General features: G+C 47.9%; 17 protein-coding genes and 1 pseudogene. 13 read left to right on the forward strand and 5 right to left on the reverse strand.

What is annotated here, in order from left to right; genetic code table 11:
* Positions 1-196 precede the first annotated feature (196 nt).
* From A7Z06_RS12035 to A7Z06_RS12085, 12 genes and pseudogenes are all read left to right on the forward strand, one after another.
* Positions 197-1,291 (forward strand): annotated as a pseudogene (locus tag A7Z06_RS12035) (IS3 family transposase).
* Positions 1,292-1,863: 572 nt separating this feature from the next.
* The gene (locus A7Z06_RS12040) at positions 1,864-2,421 is read left to right on the forward strand and encodes a fimbrial protein (RefSeq protein ID WP_001038850.1); all 558 of its coding nucleotides are present in this window, start codon (positions 1,864-1,866) and stop codon (positions 2,419-2,421) included.
* Positions 2,422-2,512: 91 nt separating this feature from the next.
* The gene (locus A7Z06_RS12045; RefSeq protein ID WP_105279436.1) at positions 2,513-3,193 is read left to right on the forward strand and encodes a fimbrial biogenesis chaperone; all 681 of its coding nucleotides are present in this window, start codon (positions 2,513-2,515) and stop codon (positions 3,191-3,193) included.
* Between the two features lie 25 nt (positions 3,194-3,218).
* A complete protein-coding gene (locus A7Z06_RS12050) occupies positions 3,219-5,702 on the forward strand; it encodes a fimbria/pilus outer membrane usher protein (protein WP_105279437.1) in 2,484 nt (827 codons plus the stop codon).
* 202 nt (positions 5,703-5,904) lie between these two features.
* Positions 5,905-6,054, forward strand: a complete 150-nt coding sequence (locus tag A7Z06_RS21820) for a hypothetical protein (RefSeq protein WP_157941588.1) — start codon at positions 5,905-5,907, stop codon at positions 6,052-6,054.
* A gap of 201 nt (positions 6,055-6,255) precedes the next feature.
* A complete protein-coding gene (locus A7Z06_RS12055) occupies positions 6,256-9,927 on the forward strand; it encodes a S6 family peptidase (protein WP_194313877.1) in 3,672 nt (1,223 codons plus the stop codon).
* A gap of 146 nt (positions 9,928-10,073) precedes the next feature.
* Complete coding sequence (locus A7Z06_RS12060) at positions 10,074-10,682, forward strand: glutathione S-transferase (RefSeq protein WP_000766696.1); 609 nt, start codon at positions 10,074-10,076, stop codon at positions 10,680-10,682.
* 97 nt (positions 10,683-10,779) lie between these two features.
* A complete protein-coding gene (selA, locus tag A7Z06_RS12065) occupies positions 10,780-12,171 on the forward strand; it encodes an L-seryl-tRNA(Sec) selenium transferase (protein ID WP_000206251.1) in 1,392 nt (463 codons plus the stop codon).
* Positions 12,168-14,012, forward strand: a complete 1,845-nt coding sequence (gene selB, locus A7Z06_RS12070; protein ID WP_105279438.1) for a selenocysteine-specific translation elongation factor — start codon at positions 12,168-12,170, stop codon at positions 14,010-14,012. The genes selA and selB overlap by 4 nt, the downstream gene beginning before the upstream one ends.
* A gap of 188 nt (positions 14,013-14,200) precedes the next feature.
* A complete protein-coding gene (yiaY, locus tag A7Z06_RS12075) occupies positions 14,201-15,352 on the forward strand; it encodes an L-threonine dehydrogenase (RefSeq protein WP_000741496.1) in 1,152 nt (383 codons plus the stop codon).
* A 164-nt stretch (positions 15,353-15,516) separates the two neighbouring features.
* Positions 15,517-17,055: an aldehyde dehydrogenase AldB gene (gene aldB, locus A7Z06_RS12080; protein ID WP_000183978.1), complete on the forward strand. Its 1,539-nt coding sequence runs from the start codon at positions 15,517-15,519 to the stop codon at positions 17,053-17,055.
* Positions 17,056-17,697: 642 nt separating this feature from the next.
* Positions 17,698-19,092 carry a carbohydrate porin gene (locus A7Z06_RS12085; RefSeq protein ID WP_000749947.1) on the forward strand — a complete coding sequence of 465 codons (1,395 nt, stop codon included), beginning with the start codon at positions 17,698-17,700 and terminating at the stop codon, positions 19,090-19,092.
* A 40-nt stretch (positions 19,093-19,132) separates the two neighbouring features.
* Here the strand turns inward: A7Z06_RS12085 and rhaM are convergent, their stop codons facing one another.
* From rhaM to rhaB, 5 genes are all read right to left on the reverse strand, one after another.
* Positions 19,133-19,447, reverse strand: a complete 315-nt coding sequence (rhaM, locus tag A7Z06_RS12090; RefSeq protein ID WP_000619489.1) for an L-rhamnose mutarotase — start codon at positions 19,445-19,447, stop codon at positions 19,133-19,135.
* Complete coding sequence (gene fucO / locus A7Z06_RS12095; protein ID WP_085461452.1) at positions 19,444-20,592, reverse strand: lactaldehyde reductase; 1,149 nt, start codon at positions 20,590-20,592, stop codon at positions 19,444-19,446. Before fucO ends, rhaM begins: the two co-directional genes overlap by 4 nt.
* 71 nt (positions 20,593-20,663) lie before the next feature.
* Positions 20,664-21,488, reverse strand: a complete 825-nt coding sequence (rhaD, locus tag A7Z06_RS12100) for a rhamnulose-1-phosphate aldolase (RefSeq protein WP_001179736.1) — start codon at positions 21,486-21,488, stop codon at positions 20,664-20,666.
* Positions 21,489-22,149: 661 nt separating this feature from the next.
* Complete coding sequence (rhaA, locus tag A7Z06_RS12105; protein WP_000211489.1) at positions 22,150-23,409, reverse strand: L-rhamnose isomerase; 1,260 nt, start codon at positions 23,407-23,409, stop codon at positions 22,150-22,152.
* On the reverse strand, positions 23,406-24,875 hold the full coding sequence (rhaB, locus tag A7Z06_RS12110) for a rhamnulokinase (protein WP_000144220.1): 1,470 nt from the start codon (positions 24,873-24,875) through the stop codon (positions 23,406-23,408). The genes rhaA and rhaB overlap by 4 nt, the downstream gene beginning before the upstream one ends.
* A 287-nt stretch (positions 24,876-25,162) precedes the next feature.
* Between rhaB and rhaS the strand changes: the two genes are divergently transcribed.
* Positions 25,163-25,999 carry an HTH-type transcriptional activator RhaS gene (rhaS, locus tag A7Z06_RS12120; protein ID WP_000382766.1) on the forward strand — a complete coding sequence of 279 codons (837 nt, stop codon included), beginning with the start codon at positions 25,163-25,165 and terminating at the stop codon, positions 25,997-25,999.
* Positions 26,000-26,009: the final 10 nt, after the last annotated feature.

Here is a 26,009-nt window from a genome sequence, read left to right on the forward strand (position 1 = left end):
TTACCCTCGATATGATAAACACTGTAACCTGCATTATACACCTGTAGGTAAAGAAGTTCTCCGTGGGATACATACTGCTTTCAGAGAATGAAATGAGTTCTTCACACAGGCAGTATCGTAGCGACAGCCTTTGATTTTACCCGGCAATAGTAGGCAGGAAGCTAAGTGAGTAAACTTTCACTCAGAGGTGACTCACATGACAAAAACAGTATCAACCAGCAAAAAGCCTCGTAAACAGCATTCACCTAAATTTTGCAGTGGAGCTCTGAAGCTTGCGGAACGCATCGGTGTTGCTGCCGCAGCCCGTGAACCCAGCTTGTATGAATCACAGCTCTACAACTGGCGCAGTAAACAGCAAAATCAGCGGGCTGCTTCTGAACGTGAGCTGGAGATGTCCACCGAGATTGCACCTCTCAAACACCAACTGGTAGAACGGGGTGGATAGCTGGCTATCCTCCAAAAGGCCGCGATATAGTTCGCGAATCGCCTGAAATGAAGTAAGTCTTTATTGAAAAATATCAGGCTGAGTTCAGCATCAACGAAATGTGCCACGCACTCCGGGTGGCTAGCAGCGGCTGGTATACGTTGTGTCAGCGGCGTACAAGGATAAGTTTACGTCAGCAGTTCAGTCTGCGTTTCGACAGCGTTATTCATGAGACTTTTACTAGGTCAAAATAACGTTATGGTGCTCCACACCTGACTGATAAACTGCATGCTCAGGATTACCACTTCAACGTAAAAACCGTGGCAGCAAGCCTGCGCCGTCAGGGGCTGATGGCACCTCCCGGAAGTTCAGCCCGGTCAGTTACCGCGCACACGGCCTGCCTGTGTCAGAAAATCTGATGGGGCTGGATTTTTTACTCCAGTGGTTCGAACCAGAAGTGGGCGAGAGATATAACTTAATTACGCACAGATGAAGGCTGGCTGTATATGGCAGAGGTAATTAATCTGTGGTCACGTACGGTTATTGGCTGGTCGATGTAGCCGCGCATAATGGCGCAACAGACCTGAGATGCCCTACAGATGGCGTTATGGCGGTGTAAAAAACCCCGGAACGTTATCGTTCACACGAGCCGTGGAGGTCTGTACTGTTTAGCAGATTATCAGGCGATGCTGAAGCGGCATAATCTGCGTGGCAGTATGAGCGCAAAAGGCTGATGCTACCGCCTGCGTGGAAAGTTTCTTTCATCCGCTGAAAGTGGAATATCTCCACGGTGAACACTTTATCTGTAGGGAAATAATGCGGGAAATTGTGTTTAATTATATCGAGTGCGATTACATTCGCTGGTGATGGCACAGTTGGTGTGGCGGTCTCAGTCCGGAAAAATGTGAAAAACAGAACCTCGCTTAGGCTTGTGCCCATATTACGTGGGTAGGAGCATCTTCTGTGTCGCCGGCCATCATCTCATAAATGAAGTAAAAATATATTTTTTCTTCCATCCTATACGCTACGTATGGTTATATGTCATTAGTGGTTAAATCATATGATCTGCATTTTTTCTGCAGGGCAGATCTGCAAATAATTACCCAGAAATATAAAAGCATAAAGATAAATGCAAAAATAAGATATAAATAAGAATCGGTTGGTATATCGAGAATAGAGAGCATTAAGAAAAATACAACAAAATGGTATAATTAGAGTGAAAAAATACATTTTTATCCTAAAATGGATGGGTTTATGTAAAAATGTGGTGCAGGGTGACTTTGTTAAAGGCGTTGACAAAATAGATTCTTATTTTATTAAATAATAAACATGAGTTGGGATATACATCTCAATCTCATTTATCATCTATATGCATTCTTGCATCATATAGATATATAGATAGTCATTTAGCATTTTGTATTAGTAAGGGGGATTCTTTGATGAATAAAAATATCACCGCTCAGATTATTGCAGGGGTTCTTCTGCTCGGTGCGTCTGCAGCATCGATGGCTGCAACAAACACAGTTGGCTCTCATCAGCAAAGAGTGGCTCTTAGTGTAACATCGGGTACTTGTAATGTTACGTGGCCTACAGATGTAAGTTTTACCGTTAGTAGTGCGGATACAGGCGTGAGTCATGGTGCTGCAATAGGTAACACGCAAGAGGCTGGGAGTTTTGTATTGACAGGTTGTCCTGCCAGTACGGCTATGAAGTTCTCCGTGCAGGCAGCAAACACTGCACAAGGTAATCCCTACCAAGGCCTGTTTACAGCTGCCTCTGGAAACACGGTTAGTAATATCGCCTATATGTTATCTTCCAATGAGAATTTCAGCGTGCAGTGGGATTTAAGTGGTAAAGAGGGTAACCTTGGTACAACTGATACGAATGGCGATCTAACAGTAGGTCCTGTATATGCTAAGGTAATTAAACGCGGAAGCGGTACTGTAACTCCAGGTGAGTTAAGCTCTGTAGTTACCTATACAATTAGCTATGACTAATCATATACATTAATAATTTAAAGGCATATTCACCATATGCCTTTATTGAAACATTATGTCATCATTGCTGGTGTTAGTTCAGGAATAATACATGCATAAGAAAATGTTATTTCTTATTTCTTTTTTTTTCACATGTAGCGTACTTGCAGACTCAAAAGGAATAAGTCTTGATGTTACTAGGGTGATATTTGATTCAGAAGACGATAGCGTTTCTTTTACAGTGAGAAATACATCGTCAGATATGGTTTTGTTATTAAAATCGACAGTTAATGATTATTTTAATAGTGATGCAAAAGTCCCTTTTTTTATTACGCCGCCATTAAACAGAATAGACGTAAATAATAACGTTCAATTCAGGGTTAATAAGTTGGATTCAGCAATGGAACTGCCAAAAGATCGTGAAAGTTTGTTTGCAATTAATGTTCTTGCAATTCCACCGGAAAAAGATGGTTCATCGGTGCAAATAGGTCTAAACACCAGGATAAAATTAATTTATAGACCTCATGAAATAAATAATAAGTCGGTCATTGAAGATTTGCCTGAAAAACTTACTTTTACAAAGCATACAGACACGATAGAAATAAAAAACCCGACACCATATTTTATCACTATTGGTCAGATGAGTTTTAATGGCTTACCTGCAAAGGGGGCTGCAACAATGTTAAAACCTTTTTCTGAATCTGTTATTCATGAAAAAAATGTTAAGACATTGTCATTCTCAATAATTAATGATTATGGTGCCAATAGCAGCATCAGAAATGTAACATTTTAGTATATTTGTAGCAGAATCATAACAAATGAAACTAAAGCCAATTGCATTATTGACATTTTTGTTTATACACAATTCGCATTCGGAAGAATTAGCTGCGAACTATTCATTTAATCCTGCTTTTATCAGTATGGGTGATAAAAGCAATAATATCCCCGATCTAAAATATTTTTCTCGCGCTGATGGTTTCCTGCCAGGTGAATATTATATTGATGTAGTCTTAAATAGTGAGCGTCTTGGCAAAGAAAAGATTATATTTGAACCAATAAAAAGTGGTAAAGTCGTCCCACGGTTTTCTACCTCTATACTAAAGAAATGGGGGATTAATACAGAAAACCTGAGTTTATCAAATGATACTATTCTTTCAGAGGAGTTGAAAAATAAAATAGATGGATTTAATAGTATTTTTGATAAAAACAAGCAAGTATTATATATAAATATTCCACAAAAATGGATATATCATCCTGTATGGTCTGAATTACCACCACAATCATGGGATGATGGTGAGACAGCATTGCTTCTAAATTATCGTTATTCCGATATAAGACAGAAATATAACTTTGATACGAAAGAGACTCAAACTCTTTCAATTAATACGGGATTGAATATTGGAGGATGGCGGGTCAGACATAATGGTTACTGGAATACAAATGAGCAAGGCTGGAAAAATATAAACACTTTTGTTCGTCATGATTATAGCTTTGGGCAGGGTGGGCAGTTGACAATAGGCCAGACCTCAACAGAAGATGGAATCCTGGAAAGTTTCCCGTATGAAGGTATTTCTATATCTTCTGATGACGGTATGATTGTACCCTGGATGAGTACTTATAGTCCTGTTGTACGAGGTATTGCATACACTCCTGCACAGGTAATCGTAAGGCAAAATAATGTAATTATCTGGCAAGGTGACGTGCCAGCTGGCCCTTTTGAGTTACAGGATGTTTTTCCATTATATGCTGGAGATATGGAAGTTGAGATCCATGAAAGTAACGGAGAAGTAAGGCGTTATACACAAGCTTCATCAACATTACCTGTGTTGCAACGTGAGGGGCGTTTTCGTTATAACGCTGCTATTGGACAATACCGAAATGTTGGTAATCCTAACGGAGATAAACCTACATTTTTACAATACTCCGGAGCATGGGGTATAGGGTGGGACACTACGATCTACGGAGGTTTAATTGCTGCAGATATCTATAACTCTGTCGTAATTGGTCTGGGGAAATATATGCCATTATTGGGATCAATATCCTTAGATTTTAGTCATTCTAAATCTGATTCATTTGTCAGAAATTCCTCTGGAAAAGAACAGGGGCAACTGACTCGCTTAACTTATGCCAGAGGTTTTGAGTCTACAGGAACTTATTTAAGTTTTACCGGATATTGGTATGGTTCCTCAGGATATTATTCATTCAATGACTATCAGCAGAATAAAAACAGTGACGACTATCCCTATAGCTATCGTTCCAGATATAAAGTATCGTCTCAATTACAGCAAGATATTGGGGATGCCGGTCAGATCACTCTGGCAGCTGATTTAAATGATTATATCAACGAAGAGAATGGTCAGCAGTATAGACTTGCATATTCTCTTCCTATAATGGGTATATCAACGAGTTTATCATTAACCTATAATAAACAGCCACAATATAATGATTCTGATAAGGCTATATTTGCCTCCGTATCGGTGCCATTTAGTGTCTTTTCAAACTATAATACAGCATCTCTGACAACCAATGTTTACAAGGCAAAAAACACATCTGACATACAAACGGGTGTTAGCGGTTCGTTGTTGGATCAGAAATTGTACTATAGTGTTATGGAAGGGCTCCATAGTGGAGATGAAAACTCTAACTCTGGTAATGCTACCATAAGGTATAAAACAGCCAAGGGTGAAATTCAATCAACCTGGTCACATCAGAAACAAGGAAGACAATTACAGTTAAGTGCTAATGGCGGCGTTGTTTTACACTCTGATGGGTTAGTATTAACCCAAACTTTATCACTCGATGGGGCGAATGCTTTAATCGATACAAATGGTGTTGGTAATATAAAAGTAAAACGAGGGATTGGTTTGTATACTGACCAAAATGGCTATACCGTTGTTCCAAATCTGTCGCCATACCAGAAGAACTCAATTGCATTAGATGTAAATAAGGTTTCGGCTACAACAGAGATCATCAAATCGGATGCATATGTTACTCCATCAAGGGGGGCGTTGGTTCGTGCTAAGTTTAACGTAGTTTCAGGTCATAAGGCTCTAATTAACTTGGTTCGTCCGAATGGTGAATCTGTGCCCTTTGGCAGCCTGACATCATTAACGGGCGATCATTCTAACCAAAGCGTAACGGGTATTGTTTCTGATAATGGTCAGGTTTGGATGAGTGGATTACCCGATAGAGGAGAATTGATGGCACAATGGGGAGATGATGGTAAAAGTAATTGCAATGCACCTTTTTCTTTCAATAAAAATAAAGGAAAGGTATCGATGATAACTTTAGTTTGTAAATAAAATATTTTCTTCCTACCCCATTAATGTATGCTTAGGAGACACGGTGAAGTAGAATACTAAATATAATCTTCAGATATACTATAAATATGTGATCGTGACGCGAATCGCTACGGGGTTAACAGACTCCTCAGAGTTGAGACTTTGCTCTTACCCAGTAATAGTGGACTCTGAGTGAGTAAGCACTCAATCAGGTGCGGCTTACATGACAAAAACAGTAGCAATCGGCAGGAATCCTCATAAGCATCATTCACCAGAATTTCGCAGCAAAGTTATAAAACTTGCTGGACACACAGGTGTTGTTGCCACTGAATTTCTTTTGGCGCATATTAATGTATTGAAAAAAGATCGATAACTACGAATTAATACTATATTTTATATTCAGGCGCCATATTTGAAATAAATGTCATCGTGGGATGGCTCTAAAAATAGCTATATCTGATATAGTTTTGTTTCATCATTTGTTTTTTCTTTTCGTTTAAAGTTTCTGGTTTACACTGTGCTTTCTTGAAGCTATCAAGCATTCTTTTATTTTATATATCGCTGGATATAATATATGAGAAAAATAAATGCCATAACTATTTTTCTTTCTGCAGCCATGTCACATTTGGTTGGTATGACTGCTGCAGAAGCGTCTGTTGTTAATAACTTGCTTCCATACCAGGTATATCGAGACTTTGCCGAAAATAAGGGTGGCTTTATTCCAGGAACAGAAGGTATTGAGTTGTTTAATAACTCGGAGTCATTAGTGACTACGTTAAATAAAGCGCCAATGCCTGATTTTTCATCTGTGGATAGGCTATTGGGCGTTGCCACGCTTGTTGATCCACAGTATGTCGTCAGTGTGAAGCATAATGGTGGCTATAGTAGTGTACGGTTTGGTACGAGTAATTATAAATTAGTAGACAGAAATAACTACTCAGCGAGAGATTTCCATACACCGAGGTTAAATAAACTGGTAACAGATGTGGTTCCTGTAGAGGTCACTAGTGCAGGAACAGCCAAGGGAACATATAAAAATGTAAACAGATTTCCAGCCTTCTACAGGATAGGTACAGGGACACAAATATATAAAAATAAACAAAGATATTATACTCTGAACGGTGCTTATAGTTATCTTACTGGGGGGATTGTTCCTACGCCATCAATCTCAGACTGGTCATTTGTGACAAATGCTGGCAATGGTGCCCTTGCGTCTTATGGGACCCCCGGTGACAGTGGTTCACCGCTATTTGGATGGGATACAACTCTAAATAAATGGGTTCTTGTGGGAGTACTCCGTGCGTATGCAGGAACTACAGGGAGTACCAACTGGTATGTTGTTATACCAACAGCGCAAATCACCGCAAATATAAATGCTGATACTGATAAACCTGTTACCAGTGAGGCCGGGAGCGGGGATATTCTCTGGACTTTCGACAGTACTACAGGAATAGGTCAGTTAGTTCAGGGAAATAATTCCTGGGGCATGCATGGTCAGATAGGCTCAAATCTCAACTATGGGAAAAATCTGGAATTTTCTGGAGGCGGTACAATTGTTTTAGAAAATTCGGTGACTCAGGGGGCTGGGGCGCTAACTTTTAATGATGACTATGTGGTGAAACCGCTGGATGATCAGACCTGGATTGGGGGCGGTATCATTGTCAATGATGGACACGTTGTTGACTGGCAGGTCAACGGCGTGTCAGGAGATGCGCTGCATAAATTAGGCACGGGGACGTTGAAAATTGATGGCTCCGGGATTAATGGTGGAAGCCTGAATACTGGTGATGGCACAGTTATTCTGGCTCAGAGACCCGATGGCGAGGGGAAAGTTCAGGCTTTTAGTAGGGTATCTCTTGTTAGTGGTCGCCCTACTGTAATTCTTTCTGATGAAAATCAGGTTAACCCAGATAATATTTATTGGGGATATCGTGGAGGTACGCTTGATATTAATGGGAATGATCTGACTTTCCACAAATTAAATGCTTTTGATGACGGTGCAATTATTACAAGTAATGGCGGGTTGGCCAGACTGACACTTTCGTTAAATGAAAAAACAGCAACTATTTATCATGGGAATTTTAAGAATGATTTGTCTGTGACAAATAACGCCACCAATAATTCAGGTGATTTTATTGTTGATGGTGGTATAAATATAAATGATAATTTTGAACAAAATGGTGGAAAATTGTTTTTTCAGGGGCATCCTGTTCCTCATGCGGTGACTAGTCAGTCAGTAGCAAATACTCTCAAAAAACTAGGAGATGACTCAGTATTAACACAACCAGTGTCATTTACACAGGATGATTGGGAGACTCGACAATTCAGTATGAAGTCTCTTGTTCTGAAAGACACCTCGTTTTATCTTGGACGAAATGCGCAGCTCACTACTGATATTAGTGCAGATAACTCATCTGTCACCCTTGGCAGTGAAGATGTCTATATTGATCTGAATGACAGTAATGAAAAGAAAGTACAGGTTATTCCGCAACAAGGTCAATCAAAAGCGACAAAGGACTCAGATAAAAGTACATTTTATGGAAATGTATCTCTGACCAATAACTCTACTTTAAATATTAATGAATTTTTTACGGGTGGAATAAATAGTACGGATAGTACTATAAATGTATCTTCCCCTGGTGCAACTATCAGTGAGTACAGTACGTTGACCCGTTCGGCACTGACACTCACCGATAATGCACAGCTTACAAGCAAGGCTGGTTTACTATCGGATGACAATGTTGTGCTCGGTTCAGGGACTACCCTCTCTTTGTTGAATGAACAATCGACGACGCCAGCGTTTTATTCAGCGGCAGCCTGGGATTTGCAAGGTTCTGGATCAACGTTGAATGTTGGTTCCGGTACGATGATGAGTGGTGATATTACTGCCGGCTCAAATGCGACCATTAATATTGGTGTTAGTACGAACCAAGGTACTTCATCAGGCATCTACTATTCCGGTGATATCAACGCACCTGGGGCCAATGTTAGTATTGACCAGACATTGTGGAAGCTTAACTCGTCTTCTCAAATGCAAAATCTGGCACTATCTAACAGCCAGCTTGTGATGACCACCGATGGTAAAACCAGCAGCAATATTACGGTTCTCGATAAGTTAATCGCAGAGAACAATATTCTGTATGTAAAACCGACCAGACCGCTTAACGAAATGTCTGTCGGTGATATTCCGTTGATCACGGCAGAAAATGGAACCAACAATACTCAGGCGTTTAAAACTGTGCCTCAACAGATGGGTTTTCACTCAATGACTCCTGATGTTGAGGTGGTAAATACTGATGGTGCCACACAGTGGCGTCTGAAAGGATTCGATGTTCAGCGTAATAATGCTGCACTCAATGAAAGTCAACGTTTTATGGATATCCGTTACAGGAACTTCTTATCTGAGGTGAATAACCTTAACCGACGTATGGGTGATCTACGCGATACACAAGGAGAAGCCGGTGCCTGGGCACGGTTTATGACCACTTCTGGTTCAGGCGAGGGGGGATTCTCTGATCGCCATATGCATCTGCAAATTGGTGCCGACAAAAAACATCACTTTGATGGAGGTGATCTTTTTACAGGTATCATGATGACTGTTACTGACAGCAAAGCCAGTGGCGAAAGTTACCAGGGGAAAACCCGCTCTGTAGGCGGCGGTTTATACGCATCCACCCTGTTTGATTCAGGATTGTATATTGATGTGGTCGGAAAATATGTCCATCATCGTGACGATTACACAATGCAAACATTGGGACTTGGTAAGGCAGACGATACTGCCCACTCCTGGTATTTAGGGGCTGAAACCGGTTGGCGCTATCAGTGGAAACCTGATGTGTTTATTGAACCGCAGGTTGAGCTTGTCTACGGCACGTTGTCAGGTAATACCTTTGACTGGCAATACAACGGAATGGATATCAGCATGCAACGTAAAACGGCAAAACCCTTGATTGGTCGTACTGGAGTGGAGTTTGGAAAAACGCTGGATGGGCACGACTGGCAGGTTACAGCGAAGGCAGGTTTAAGTTATCAATTTGACCTGCGGAATTCTGGCACCACCACTTACCGTGATTTTGCTGGTGAGTCCACGATATACAACGGTAAAGATGGTCGTATGTTAGCCAATATTGGGATTGATACACGCATTAAAGACAATACCCGTATCGGCCTGACCGTTGAGAAATCAGCATTTGGTAAGTACAACGTCGATAATGCTATCAATGCGAATATCCGCTATTCATTCTGATATTTAAAAAGATCGTTTCATCTACAAGACCCGATATGCGTACGTATCGGGTCATCTTGTGTTTGTCATCACACTCATATCAATAACATCTGCCTTTTTTTTAACCCTGGGTCATACTCATATTTTGTTAATACAAAGGACATGGCATGAAACTTATCGGTAGCTACACCAGCCCGTTTGTACGCAAACTTTCTATTCTGTTGTTAGAAAAGGGCATAACTTTCGAATTTATTAATGAACTGCCCTATAACGCGGACAACGGCGTGGCGCAATTTAACCCGTTAGGGAAAGTGCCGGTGCTGGTGACCGAAGAGGGCGAATGTTGGTTTGATTCGCCGATCATTGCCGAATATATTGAATTAATGAATGTCGCTCCGGCGATGTTGCCGCGCGATCCGCTGGAGTCGTTGCGAGTGCGCAAAATTGAGGCGCTGGCAGATGGCATTATGGATGCCGGGCTGGTGTCGGTGCGCGAACAGGCGCGTCCGGCGGCGCAGCAGTCTGAAGATGAATTGTTACGCCAGCGGGAGAAAATCAACCGTAGCCTGGATGTGCTGGAAGGATATCTGGTCGATGGCACGCTCAAAACCGATACGGTCAATCTGGCGACGATCGCTATTGCCTGTGCCGTCGGATATCTCAATTTCCGCCGCGTTGCGCCGGGCTGGTGTGTTGACCGCCCACACTTAGTCAAACTGGTCGAAAACTTGTTTAGCCGCGAAAGTTTTGCCCGCACCGAACCACCAAAGGCTTGATGCGCGATATGTCCTCCTGACCCATCTCACGTTACAATCCGTGGTTATGTTAAACGCCCTTCTCCGTGTGAGAGGGCCTTGATCAGCCAGGTTTCCTATGACAACCGAAACGCGTTCCCTCTATAGTCAACTTCCGGCTATTGATCGCTTATTGCGCGATAGCTCCTTCCTTTCTTTGCGTGATACTTATGGTCACACCCGCGTGGTGGAATTGCTGCGTCAGATGCTTGACGAAGCGCGAGAAGTGATTCGTGACAGCCAGACGCTGCCCGCGTGGTGTGAGAACTGGGCGCAAGAAGTCGATGCCCGGTTGACGAAAGAAGCGCAGAGCGCGCTGCGTCCGGTGATCAACCTGACGGGAACCGTACTGCATACCAATCTTGGGCGAGCTTTACAGGCGGAAGCAGCGGTGGAAGCCGTTGCGCAGGCTATGCGTTCGCCGGTGACGCTGGAGTACGATCTGGACGACGCCGGACGCGGGCATCGCGATCGCGCGCTGGCGCAACTGCTGTGCCGCATTACGGGGGCGGAAGATGCCTGTATCGTCAATAACAATGCGGCGGCGGTATTGTTGATGTTGGCGGCCACTGCCAGCGGTAAAGAGGTGGTGGTGTCTCGTGGCGAACTGGTGGAGATCGGCGGCGCGTTTCGTATCCCTGACGTCATGCGTCAGGCTGGCTGTACCCTGCACGAAGTGGGGACGACCAACCGCACGCACGCCAGTGATTATCGTCAGGCGGTGAATGAAAATACCGCACTGTTGATGAAAGTACATACCAGTAACTACAGCATTCAGGGGTTCACCAAAGCGATAGATGAAGCGGAACTGGTGGCGCTCGGCAAAGAGCTGGATGTTCCCGTAGTGACTGATTTAGGCAGTGGTTCGCTGGTCGATCTTAGCCAGTACGGTTTGCCGAAAGAGCCGATGCCGCAGGAGTTGATTGCAGCGGGCGTCAGCCTGGTGAGCTTCTCCGGCGACAAGTTGTTAGGCGGGCCGCAGGCAGGGATCATCGTTGGTAAGAAAGAGATGATTTCCCGCCTGCAAAGCCATCCGCTGAAACGTGCATTACGCGCGGATAAAATGACCCTCGCGGCGCTGGAAGCGACGCTGCGTCTTTATTTGCACCCCGAAGCACTGAGCGAAAAATTACCGACCCTGCGTCTGCTTACTCGCAGTGCAGAGGTCATTCAAATCCAGGCGCAACGTTTACAGGCTCCCCTTGCCGCACATTACGGCGCGGAGTTTGCGGTACAGGTTATGCCGTGTCTTTCGCAGATTGGCAGTGGTTCGCTGCCGGTTGATCGCCTGTCTAGCGCGGCATTAACGTTTACACCCCATGACGGACGTGGCAGCCACCTTGAGGCATTAGCCGCCCGCTGGCGTGAATTGCCGGTGCCGGTGATTGGTCGTATTTATGACGGACGATTGTGGCTGGATTTACGCTGCCTTGAAGATGAGCAACGGTTTATGGAGATGTTGTTGAAATGATTATTGCGACTGCCGGACACGTTGACCACGGCAAAACAACTTTATTGCAGGCGATTACTGGCGTAAATGCCGACCGTCTGCCGGAAGAAAAAAAGCGCGGAATGACTATCGATCTCGGCTATGCCTACTGGCCGCAGCCAGATGGGCGCGTGCCTGGTTTTATCGACGTTCCCGGTCATGAAAAGTTTCTTTCCAATATGCTGGCGGGCGTGGGTGGTATCGATCACGCGCTGCTGGTGGTGGCTTGCGATGACGGTGTGATGGCGCAGACCCGTGAGCATCTGGCGATTTTGCAGCTTACCGGTAACCCGATGCTGACAGTGGCGCTGACTAAAGCCGATCGCGTGGACGAAGCGCGTGTTGATGAGGTTGAACGTCAGGTAAAGCAGGTGCTGCGGGAATATGGTTTTGCTGAGGCAAAACTGTTTGTCACCGCAGCAACCGAAGGTCGGGGAATTGATGCCCTGCGCGAACATCTGCTTCAGTTGCCTGAACGTGAACACGCCAGCCAACATAGTTTCCGCCTCGCTATCGACCGCGCTTTTACCGTAAAAGGTGCCGGGCTGGTGGTCACCGGTACGGCGTTAAGCGGGGAAGTGAAGGTGGGTGATTCACTATGGCTGACCGGTGTAAATAAGCCGATGCGCGTGCGTGCTCTCCATGCGCAAAATCAACCAACAGAAACCGCCCATGCCGGGCAACGTATTGCGCTTAACATCGCCGGTGATGCGGAGAAAGAACAGATTAACCGTGGCGACTGGCTGCTTGCCGATGCGCCGCCGGAGCCGTTCACGCGGGTGATTGTCGAGCTACAAACTCATGTACCGTTGTCCCAGTGGCAGCCGCTGCATATTCACCACGCCGCCAGCCACGTTACGGGGCGCGTTTCGCTGCTGGAAGATAACCTTGCCGAGCTGGTGTTCGACACGCCTTTGTGGCTGGCGGATAACGATCGCATAGTGCTGCGCGATATCTCGGCTCGCAACACGCTGGCGGGGGCGCGCGTGGTGATGCTCAACCCGCCACGTCGCGGTAAGCGTAAGCCGGAATATCTGCAATGGCTGGCGTCTCTTGCACGCACACAAAGCGATGCCGACGCACTGACGGTTTATCTGGAACGCGGAGCGGTGAATCTTGCCGATTTCGCCTGGGCGAGACAGCTCAACGGCGAAGGGATGCGCGAAGTGCTGCAACAGCCTGGCTATATTCAGGCTGGTTATAGCTTGTTGAATGCGCCGGTTGCCGCCCGCTGGCAGCGGAAAATCCTCGACACATTAGCGGCTTATCATGAGCAGCATCGCGACGAACCAGGTCCGGGGCGCGAGCGCCTGCGGCGTATGGCGTTGCCGATGGAAGATGAAGCTCTGGTACTGTTGTTGATTGAAAAGATGCGCGAAAGCGGCGATATCCACAGCCACCACGGCTGGCTGCATCTGCCGGATCACAAAGCGGGCTTCAGCGAAGAGCAGCAGGCCATCTGGCAAAAAGCAGAGCCGCTGTTTGGTAACGAGCCGTGGTGGGTACGTGATCTGGCAAAAGAGACGGGAACCGACGAGCAGGCAATGCGGCTGACACTACGGCAGGCGGCGCAGCAGGGGATAATTACGGCGATCGTCAAAGATCGTTATTACCGTAATGATCGGATTGTTGAATTTGCCAATATGATCCGCGATCTCGATCAGGAATGTGGCTCAACCTGCGCGGCGGATTTCCGCGATCGCTTAGGTGTAGGCCGAAAGCTGGCAATTCAGATTCTGGAATATTTTGACCGCATTGGCTTTACGCGGCGTCGTGGAAATGATCATTTATTGCGCGATGCATTATTATTTCCCGAAAAATAAGGAAATGATTAATTCATAATAAATATGAATTAATACAAAATTCTTATTAATATTAAGGAAGCACGTTATTTGATGAATGTAACGTGCTTTTTATTAAAAATATTTTGATAAACGGTAATGTCGATCATATTTCCGAATGAAAATACTTTGTAATCTGCCAGCCCTTTTTACTCTTCCAGGAGTGTTTTATGGCAGCTTCAACCTTTTTTATTCCTTCAGTGAATGTCATCGGCGCTGATTCATTGAATGATGCAATGAATATGATGGCAGACTATGGGTTTACCCGTACATTAATTGTTACTGACAATATTTTAACGAAATTAGGTATGGCGGGCGATGTGCAAAAAGCACTGGAAGAACGCAATATTTTTAGCGTTATTTATGATGGCACCCAGCCTAACCCAACTACGGAAAACGTCTCCGCAGGCCTCAAACTGCTGAAAGAAAATAATTGCGATAGCGTGATTTCCTTAGGTGGTGGTTCTCCGCACGATTGTGCGAAAGGCATTGCGCTGGTGGCAGCCAACGGCGGTGATATTCGCGATTACGAAGGCGTTGACCGCTCTGCAAAACCGCAGTTGCCGATGATCGCCATCAACACCACGGCGGGTACTGCGTCTGAAATGACCCGTTTCTGCATTATTACTGACGAAGCACGTCACATCAAAATGGCGATTGTGGATAAACACGTGACTCCGCTGCTTTCTGTCAATGACTCCTCTCTGATGATCGGTATGCCGAAGTCACTGACCGCCGCAACGGGTATGGATGCCTTAACACACGCTATCGAAGCGTATGTGTCTATTGCCGCCACGCCGATCACCGACGCTTGCGCACTGAAAGCCGTGACCATGATTGCCGAAAACCTGCCGTTAGCCGTAGAAGATGGCAGCAATGCGAAAGCGCGTGAAGCGATGGCTTATGCCCAGTTCCTCGCCGGTATGGCGTTCAACAATGCGTCTTTGGGTTATGTTCATGCGATGGCGCACCAGTTAGGCGGTTTCTACAATCTGCCGCACGGTGTATGTAACGCCGTTCTGCTGCCGCATGTTCAGGTATTCAACAGCAAAGTAGCCGCCGCACGTCTGCGTGACTGCGCTGCTGCAATGGGTGTGAACGTGACAGGTAAAAACGACGCGGAAGGTGCAGAAGCCTGCATTAACGCTATCCGCGAACTGGCGAAGAAAGTCGATATTCCGGCAGGTCTGCGCGATCTGAACGTGAAAGAAGAAGATTTCGCGGTACTGGCGACCAATGCTCTGAAAGATGCCTGCGGATTTACTAACCCGATTCAGGCAACTCACGAAGAAATTGTGGCGATTTATCGCGCTGCGATGTAATCATCATTCCCACAACGGCTGGCAAATTGTCAGCCGCTTTTTTAACTATCTCTGTAATCCTTGCCCGTAAATTCGTGATTGCTGTCGTAAAGCTATCACCCGCTGGCGAAGATTTCGCCAGTCACGTCTACCCTTGTTATACCTCACACCGCAAGGAGACTACCATGACCAACAATCCCCCTTCAGCACAGATTAAGCCCGGCGAGTATGGTTTCCCCCTCAAGTTAAAAGCTCGCTATGACAACTTTATCGGCGGCGAATGGGTAGCACCCGCCGACGGCGAGTATTACCAGAACCTGACGCCGGTGACCGGGCAGCTACTGTGCGAAGTGGCGTCTTCGGGCAAACGCGACATCGATCTGGCGCTGGATGCCGCGCATAAAGTGAAAGACAAATGGGCGCATACCTCGGTGCAGGATCGCGCGGCGATTCTGTTTAAGATTGCGGATCGAATGGAACAAAACCTCGAACTGTTAGCGACGGCAGAAACCTGGGATAACGGCAAGCCCATCCGCGAAACCAGTGCTGCCGATGTGCCGCTGGCGATTGACCATTTCCGCTATTTCGCCTCGTGTATTCGGGCGCAGGAAGGTGGGATCAGTGAAGTCGATAGCGAAACTGTGGCTTATCACTTCCACGAACCGTTGGGCGTGGTGGGGCAGATTATCCCGTGGAACTTCCCGTTGCTGATGGCGAGCTGGAAAATGGCTCCCGCGCTGGCGGCGGGCAACTGCGTGGTGCTAAAACCCGCACGACTTACCCCGCTTTCAGTGTTGCTTTTGATGGAGATCGTCGGTGATTTACTGCCGCCAGGCGTGGTGAACGTGGTCAACGGTGCGGGCGGCGAAATCGGTGAATATCTGGCGACCTCAAAACGTATCGCCAAAGTGGCGTTTACCGGCTCAACGGAAGTCGGTCAGCAGATTATGCAGTACGCCACGCAGAACATTATTCCGGTGACGCTGGAGTTGGGCGGTAAGTCGCCAAATATCTTCTTTGCCGATGTGATGGATGAAGAAGATGCTTTCTTCGATAAGGCGCTGGAGGGGTTTGCACTGTTCGCCTTCAACCAGGGCGAAGTTTGCACCTGTCCAAGCCGTGCTTTAGTGCAGGAGTCTATCTACGAACGCTTTATGGAACGCGCCATCCGTCGTGTTGAAAGCATTCGTAGCGGTAACCCGCTCGACAGCGTGACGCAAATGGGCGCGCAGGTATCTCACGGGCAACTGGAAACCATCCTCAATTACATTGATATCGGCAAAAAAGAGGGCGCAGATGTGCTTACCGGCGGCCGGCGCAAGCTGCTGGAAGGCGAACTGAAAGACGGCTACTACCTCGAACCGACGATTCTGTTTGGTCAGAACAATATGCGTGTGTTCCAGGAAGAGATATTTGGCCCGGTGCTGGCGGTGACCACCTTCAAAACGATGGAAGAGGCGCTGGAGCTGGCGAATGACACGCAATATGGCCTGGGCGCTGGTGTCTGGAGTCGTAACGGTAATCTGGCCTATAAGATGGGGCGTGGCATTCAGGCAGGGCGCGTGTGGACTAACTGTTATCACGCTTACCCGGCACATGCGGCGTTTGGTGGTTACAAGCAGTCGGGTATCGGTCGCGAAACCCATAAGATGATGCTGGAGCATTATCAGCAAACCAAGTGTCTACTGGTAAGCTACTCGGATAAACCGTTGGGGCTGTTCTGATATAAGAAGCTGGTCGCATTGGGTATTCATTGCCTGATGCGACGCTTGCGTGTCTTATCGGTTCAAATGTTTACGTCTCCTGGGGTTGAGCATTCACTGAACTAAATTAAGAGCATCTTTTCTACAAATTACTGCACACCGTGATTCTTCTTACGAATATTCATATTAGCCCCCTTTAAACTTATTTTCGTTGATTGTAATGAGAGTGATAAGCGGCGATATACCGTGAAGCTGTGACAATGTAAGGAAGAGAGAAAGGCACATTTTGCGGAGCAGGACACATATTGGTGGGTAAAATAAATGTCGCAAATAAAAAACCATTTTTTAATGATTTGATGAATGTTTAAATATCTAAAGTGTTTCTGTACAAAGCTATTTATTTTTATTGTTTATGAATTAGCAGAAATCATATCTAATATTTTTTATGATATTTAGTTAAAAATGACACTATTGTTATATTCCTCACGTTCCAGGAAATCAGTAGATTTACTCGTCTTTTGTGGCGGGATACTATTCGCTGGCTTGCTGATGTTGCATTAAAATCGAAAGTGCACATCCTATTAAAACAATTTTTTATATTTTTCGATATACGCACGCCTTTTGGAAAGCGTAGGGCATCCTTTATTTCAGGGAACGTAAATAATGAAAAAATCGACGTTATCTTTAGCCATCGGTTTATTATTGGCATGTAGTACCGGTATGGCAAAAACACAGCATTTAACGCTGGAACAACGCATGGCATTGCTGGAGGAGCGGCTGGAAGCGGCGGAAATGCGGGCAACAAAAGCTGAAAGCCAGGTAAAACAGCTTCAGATACAACAGGCAGCCGAAATTCGCGAAATTAAAGCCGCGCAGGGTAATACGCCAGTAAATGGTCAGGCTGCTGCGGAATCTGCAAAGAAAAACGCGTCATCTCCTAATCTTTTGCTTTCAGGTTATGGCGATTTGAAAATCTACGGCGACGTAGAATTTAATATGGACGCGGAAAGCAATCATGGCCTGCTGGCAATGACCAACGCCGATATGAATAGCGATCCTACCAATGAACAGTGGAATCTCAATGGCCGTATTCTGTTAGGCTTTGACGGTATGCGAAAGCTGGATAACGGTTATTTTGCCGGATTCTCCGCACAGCCGCTGGGGGATATGCACGGTTCAGTGAATATCGATGACGCCGTATTCTTCTTTGGCAAAGAAAATGACTGGAGAGTCAAAGTAGGGCGCTTTGAAGCCTACGATATGTTCCCGCTAAATCAGGATACCTTTGTTGAGCATTCAGGTAATACTGCGAACGATCTTTATGACGATGGCAGCGGTTATATCTATATGATGAAAGAGGGGCGCGGGCGTTCTAACGCTGGCGGTAATTTCCTTGTCAGCAAACAACTCGATAACTGGTATTTTGAATTAAACACGTTACTGGAAGACGGAACATCTTTATATAACGATGGCAATTATCATGGCCGCGATATGGAGCAGCAGAAAAATGTCGCTTACCTGCGCCCGGTAATTGCCTGGTCGCCGACGGATGAATTAACCGTTTCCGCAGCGATGGAAGCGAACGTGGTGAATAATGCTTACGGTTATACCGATAGTAAGGGTAATTTTGTCGACCAGTCCGATCGTACCGGCTATGGCATGAGCATGACCTGGAACGGCCTGAAAACCGATCCGGAAAATGGTATCGTGGTTAATCTTAATACCGCCTATTTAGATGCCAATAATGAGAAAGATTTCACTGCCGGGATCAACGCGCTGTGGAAACGTTTCGAGCTGGGTTATATCTACGCGCACAATAAGATTGATGAATTTAGTGGCGTAGTTTGTGATAACGACTGCTGGATTGATGATGAAGGGACGTACACCATTCACACCATTCATGCGTCTTATCAGTTCGCCAACGTGATGGATATGGAGAACTTTAATATTTACCTTGGTACTTATTACTCCATTCTGGATAGCGACGGCGATAAGAAACACGGCGACGAGACTGATGACCGTTACGGCGCACGCGTTCGCTTTAAATACTTCTTCTGATGAAGGCGCGGTGCTGGATATTTTCCGGCACCGCAACTCATTAAGGCAGATAAAAGACTTCTTGCAGCTCGCTGCTGACCGGGCTGTTATCCGGATTAGCGGGCATCACCTCGGTCATATGTTTCCACCATCGTTGGCAAACATCCGTATTGGCAACCGCATTCCAGCGTTCTTCAGATTCAATTTCTACCGTGGCAAAAAGTAAATTACGTGCTTCGTCGAGGTAGATGGCGTAATGGTGCGCGCCGTGTGACTTCAACACCGCTTCCAGTTCCGGCCAGATCGGGTTATGCCGACGCTGATACTCTTCGTGAGCGTCCGGGTTGACTTGCATAACAAACGCTTTGCGGATCATAACGCCTCCAGATAAAGCTCACGCACGTCGTCGCGGCTGGCGGTACGCGGATTACATGGTGCGCATGGGTCGGCCAGGGCTTTATCTAACCAGCCTTCGATATCCTCTTTGCTGATGCCAAGCTGACTAAATCCCGCAGGTATGCCCACGCGATGGCTCAAGACTCGAATGGCATTAATTGCTTCCAGACTTGCCGCTTCATCACTCATCCCGCGCGTATCGACACCCATCGCCTGGGCGATACGGGCAAAGCGTGCGATGGCATTCGGGCGGTTAAAGTTTTCGATTACTGGCAACAAGATGGCATTACACACCCCGTGTGGCAGGTTGTGGGTAGCTCCGGGCTGATGCGCCAGTGCGTGAACCAGCCCCAGTCCCGCGCTGTTAAAAGCCATTCCCGCCAGATATTGCCCGAATGCCATTTGTTCACGGGCTTCCAGATTATGACCATCTTCTACCGCTTTCGGCAGCCACAGAGAAATCAGGCGGATAGCTTCCAGCGCGTTGGCGTCGGTTAATGGATGTGCACCAACAGAAACATAGGCTTCAACTGCGTGAGTCAGTGCATCCATACCGGTGGCAGCGGTAACGGAGGCAGGGATCTCCAGCATTACACTGGCATCATCCACCGCAATATCTGGAATAATATTCGGATCGATGATGACTTCTTTCACTTGCCGCGCAGTGTCGATGATCACCGCATTGCTGGTCATCTCAGCGGCGGTTCCGGCAGTCGTATTGATCGCCACCAGCGGTACGCCGGGGTTTGTCACTTTACCAACACCAGAGTACGCCGTAGAAGGTGCGGGATTAGCGGTAAGGATTTTTACGGCTTTTGCGGTATCAATCGGGCTACCGCCACCGAAAGCAATAATGTAGTCACATGCGGCGTCCTGAAATGCAGCGTAGCCTTTTTGCACCAGTTCTTCGGTGGGGTTTGGAAAGACCTCATCGAATAGGTGGTAAGACATTTGGTGTTGATCCAGCGCGGTGAACAGACTGTCCAGCAATCCCAATTTAACCAGTTGCCCATCGGTAACGATCAGTGCTTTTCCCCATTGCTTATTCGCAACCAGGTTTACCATATCGCCAATTGCCCCAGCGCCATGCAGGCTGATTTTCGGTAATGCCAACATAAAACTCATGATTATTCTCCTTAAGATCAAATCCTTCTGTCCGGCGGCATAACCCGCGCCGCCAGATGCGAAACGGGGTGTTAAAGCGCCAGTGCGCTTGCCAGCGGGGTGACGCCGAAACGCTTGCCGAGGGCTATCAACTCTTCACGGCTGATAGTCTGTTTCATACCGCCCATCGAATACACTTTCACCAACACTTCCGCCGATTTTTCTGCGGTATCGATCAGGCCAAACGCTTCGTCCAGCGTCGGACCGCTGCCGAAGACGCCATGGAAAGGCCAGAGAACCAGTGAGTGTTTTTGCATTTTCTGCGCGGTGGCCTGGCCAATTTCGTCCGTGCCGGGCACCATCCACGGCAAAATGCCAACGCCATCCGGGAATACCACCAGGCACTCGGTGCTGCCTTCCCACAGTTGGCGAGTGAAGACCGCCGTGTCGTTTTCCAGTACATAGGTGAGGGCAATCAGGTTGGTGGCATGGCAGTGCATGATCACCCGATCTTTACCGTTGGTGGCTTTAATGCGTTCGCAATGGGAGAGGAAGTGCGCCGGAAGTTCAGAGGTTGGGACGGCTTCGTTGGTTAGCCCCCAGAGAATATGGTAGCCCGCGCCGTCGCTGTCGATTTTTACGACGCCTAAATTGGCGGCTGGATCGAGCTGGACGTTACGAAAGAATTTGCCGGAGCCGGTGACGATAAACGGTGTATTTGCCAGTAAAGGCATTGGCTGACTGAGCGGAATATATCGCGGTTGTGGGTGAAAATTGTCGTGATATGGCGCGATATCAGCGTCATCCAGGCGCAGCGTGAGGTTACCGCCGTTGCGCTCGTCCCAGCCTTTCAGCCAGGCGTCGGTGGTGGCTTTGATCATTCCCTGGACAAACCAGGACTGGGTAATGTTTTGCATGTTCTGTGTTCCTGTAAATTCGGTTGCCTTGTTGATACATGGTGCGGCTTGTTCCCCTCACCCTAACCCTCTCCCCGAAGGGGCGAGGGGACTGTCCGGCGCAGTGTTTAGCTCCGTTGCCGGAGGGTGCTGTGGTTTTCTCCCTCGCCTTTTCAGGGAGAGGGGACGGTGCAGTGTTTAACTCCGTTGCCGGAGGGTGCTGCGGTTTTCTCCCTCGCCCTTTCAGGGAGAGGGGACGGTGCAGTGTTTAACTCCGTTGCCGGAGGGTGCTGCGGTTTTCTCCCTCGCCTTTTCAGGGAGAGGGGACGGTGCAGTGTTTAACTCCGTTGCCGGAGGGTGCTGCGGTTTTCTCCCTCGCCCTTTCAGGGAGAGGGGACGGTGCAGTGTTTAACTCCGTTGCCGGAGGGTGCTGCGGTTTTCTCCCTCGCCCTTTCAGGGAGAGGGGACGGTGCAGTGTTTAACTCCGTTGCCGGAGGGTGCTGTGGTTTTCTCCCTCGCCCTTTCAGGGAGAGGGGACGGTGCAGTGTTTAGCTCCGTTGCCGGAGGGTGCTGCGGTTTTCTCCCTCGCCCTTTCAGGGAGAGGGTCGGGGTGAGGGTGACAGCCCGCACGGTCATTCGACCCGTAGGCCGGATAAGGCGCTCGCGCCGCATCCGGCGGTGTTTACCCGCGCTGACGCAAAATTGCGTTCTCATAAGCCCGCACGCTTTCCAGCCATTCGCTACCCGCTGGCGTATCGTGACGCTGGCAATACATTTCCCACACCGCCTGCCACGGCAACGATTTTTGTTCTTCCAGCAGCGCCAGTCGCGCGGTGTAATCGCCCGCTGCTTCCAGCTTGCGTAGTTCGGCTGTCGGTTCTAACAACGCACGCAGCAGGGCTTTTTTCATATTGCGCGTGCCAATAACCCACGCGGCAATGCGGTTGATGGAGGCATCAAAGAAGTCGAGACCAATGTGTACCCGGTCAAACAGGTCATGACGGACAATCTCACTGGCAATCGCCTGGGTTTCATCATCCAGCAGCACCACGTGATCGCTGTCCCAGCGAACCGGTCGGCTGACGTGCAGCAGCAACTGCGGAACATACAGCATGGCGGCGGAAATCTTGTCGGAAATAACTTCTGTCGGGTGGAAGTGCCCGGCGTCCAGACACAAAGCGGTCTGGCGGCTGGTGGCATACCCCATGTAAAACTCATTGGAGCCAACCGTGTAGCTCTCCGCGCCAATACCAAACAATTTGCTCTCAACGGCGTCGATATGGTGCGCAGGGTTCAGCTTTTCGCTGATCACTTCATCCAGCGCAGCCAGTAAACGCTGGCGTGGGGCGAGACGGTCAACGGTGATATCTTTCATGCCATCCGGGATCCAGATGTTCATCACCGATGGCGTGCCAAGTTGCTCGCCAAAATAGGCCGAAACGCGACGGCTTGCTTTGCAGTGGTCAATCCAGAACTGGCGAATGCGGTCGTCGGGATGCGAGAGCGTAAAGCCATCGGCACTTAGCGGATGCGAAAAACAGGAGGGGTTAAAGTCCAGACCGAGGTGATTGGCTTTCGCCCATTCAACCCAGTTTTTGAAGTGCTCTGGTTTGATTTTATCGCGCGAGACTGGCGTGTCTGATTCCAGATAGATAGCATGTAAATTAAGCCGTTTCGGCCCCGGAATCAGCCGCATAGCCTGTTCCAGATCGGCTCGTAGCTCGCTGGCATTACGCGCTTTACCCGGATAATTACCTGTGGCCTGAATCCCACCAGTCAGCGAACCTTCCGGGTTTTCAAAACCAGAAACATCATCGCCCTGCCAGCAGTGCATTGAAACGGGTAAGCGATCAAGTTGGCGCAGTGCCTCCTCGACATCAATCCCTACCGCCGCGAAACGCTGTTTCGCCAGTTCCCAGGCCTGTTCCAGTTGTGTGGTCATGCGCAAAGCTCCTTTGTCTGTCGTGTAGAGTGAATCCGCGCCACATAGTGGGCAATTTCACTGTCAGGATTAGGGGTAAAGGTGGTCAGATTCGCGGTGGCGCTCACGACCTGACGGAAATCATCCACATTGTTGAGTTCATCCAGCGTCATTAACTGGATGCCGATATTGCCGAGCGTCGAGGCTTCAACTGGCCCGGCGATCACCCGAATACCGCAGGCATCGGCACACAACTGGTTGAGCAGTGCGTTCTGGCTGCCGCCGCCGACAATATGCAGTTGCGAGAAGTCTTCACCGCGTAGCTGCGCCAGTTCGTGCAGTACGTCGGCATACAGCAGCGCCAGACTGTCGAAAATACAGCGCGCCAGTTCAGCATCACTTTCTGGGATCGGTTGCGCCGTTTCCCGACACGCTGCCTGAATTTCGCTGCACATCTCGTCAGGATTAATAAAGCGATCGTCATTGGGATTGATGATGAAGCGACAGGCCGGGAGTGCCTGTGTCGCGGCGATAAGCGTTGGGAGATCGTTGATTTGCCGCTCCTGAAGCACTCGCTGAAGCAGCCATAAACCCATGATATTTTTCAGTACCCGATAGCGACCTTCCGCACCGCCTTCATTGGTGATGTTGGCTGCGAGCGCCGCATCATCGGTGAATGGCGTCTGGCTTTCGAAGCCCATCAATGACCAGGTTCCAGAAGAGAGATAAGCGGCGCGTGAACCGTTTAACGGCGAGGCGATAACCGCGCTGGCGGTATCATGGCTGGCAACGGCGACCACCGGAATCTCATTACCCTGCGGGCAAATCCAGTGACCTATGACATTACCCGGATGTGTCGGGCGACCAAACCAGGCTTTGTTGGCCCCACTCCACGCCAGTAGCGACTCGTCCCAGTCGTCGCTATTGATATTGACCAGTTGCGTGGTCGTGGCGTTGGTGTACTCCCAGTTCATCTTGCCGGTCAGGCGATAACTGAAGTAATCCGGCATCAGCAGAGCGTGAGCGATTTGTGGAATAAGTTCAGGTTGTTGCGCCGTCAGCGCACGCAACTGATAGATCGTATTGAAGGGCAGAAACTGGATGCCGCTACGCTGATAAATATCGCGTTTGCCGAGTTGCTGCTGTGCCAATGTCATCAGCCCGTGAGTGCGGCTATCACGATAGGCAATCGGTAAACCGACGCGCTGACCGTGTTGATCCAGCAGCACATAGTCCACGCCCCAGGTATCAATACCGATGCTATCGATACGAATCCCTTCCTCGCACACCTTGTTTAACCCAAAGCGAATGGCGTTTTCCAGACTATCGACATCCCAGGTGGCATAACCGCTCTGGTAATACAGCCCATTGGTAAAACGATGGATTTCACGCAGCGTCAGGCTGCGACATTCACGGTGGTAACGCGCCAGCATTACGCGCCCACTGGATGCGCCGAGATCAACAGCGACGCAGTAGCGAAAGGTCATAATGAGATCCTTCTAGGTTTCATTACGCCCAGTCTAAGAAGCGCCCGACTTCGCTACCTTCTCGTTACTGACAGGAAAATACACCACTGGCAACCAGGGAAAGATGAACGTGATAGCGTTCACAATTTTCAGAATTGTGGTGGTGTGATGTTTGCCGCATTTTCTGAAAAATCACGCTTTATCTTGAAAAATCGACATTTTTTACGTGTTTTGCTGTCGAAAATTTAAGGTAAGAACCAAATCGCTTGATTACTATTCCGCCATGTTGACGGCATCAGGAGGTTTATATGGACGTATTACATTGCGTGGATTTTTTTCCGTCTGGTAACGTGTCTGTGGCAATAGAACCCCGGCTTCCACAGGTGGATTTTCCTGAACATCACCATGATTTCCATGAGATTGTGATTGTCGAACACGGCACGGGTATCCATATTTTCAATGGGCAGCCTTATACCATCTCCGGTGGAACAATCTGTTTCGTGCGCGATCATGATCGGCATTTATACGAACATACGGACAATCTGTATTTGACCAATGTGCTGTATCGCTCACCGGATAGATTTCAGTTTCTCGCCGGGCTGCATCAGCTTCTGCCGCAAGAACAAGACGGGCAATATCCGTCCCATTGGCGCGTGAGCCACAGCATATTGCAGCAGGTACGGCAACTGGTTTCGCAACTGGAACAGCAGGAAAGAACGAATGATTTACCCTCGAAAGCCAGCGGTGAGATTTTGTTTATGCAATTACTGCTCTTGCTGCGTAAAAACAGTTTGCAGGAGAGCATGGAAAGTCGCGAATCGCGTCTGAACTTGTTGTTGGCCTGGCTGGAAGAGCATTTTGCCGACGAGGTGAATTGGGAAATGATGGCGGATCAATTTTCTTTGTCACTACGTACATTGCATCGTCAGTTAAAACAGCAAACTGGTTTGACGCCCCAGCGTTACCTTAACCGTTTACGGTTGGTGAAAGCGCGTCATCTGTTACGCCACAGCGAGGCCAGCGTTACTGACATCGCCTATCGCTGCGGATTCAGCGACAGTAACCACTTTTCGACGCTTTTTCGCCGAGAGTTTAACTGGTCACCGCGTGATATTCGTCAGGGACGGGATGGCTTTCTGCAATAACGCGAATCTT

This window comes from Escherichia sp. MOD1-EC6819 (genome assembly GCF_002965765.1).
Taxonomy (GTDB): domain Bacteria; phylum Pseudomonadota; class Gammaproteobacteria; order Enterobacterales; family Enterobacteriaceae; genus Escherichia; species Escherichia ruysiae.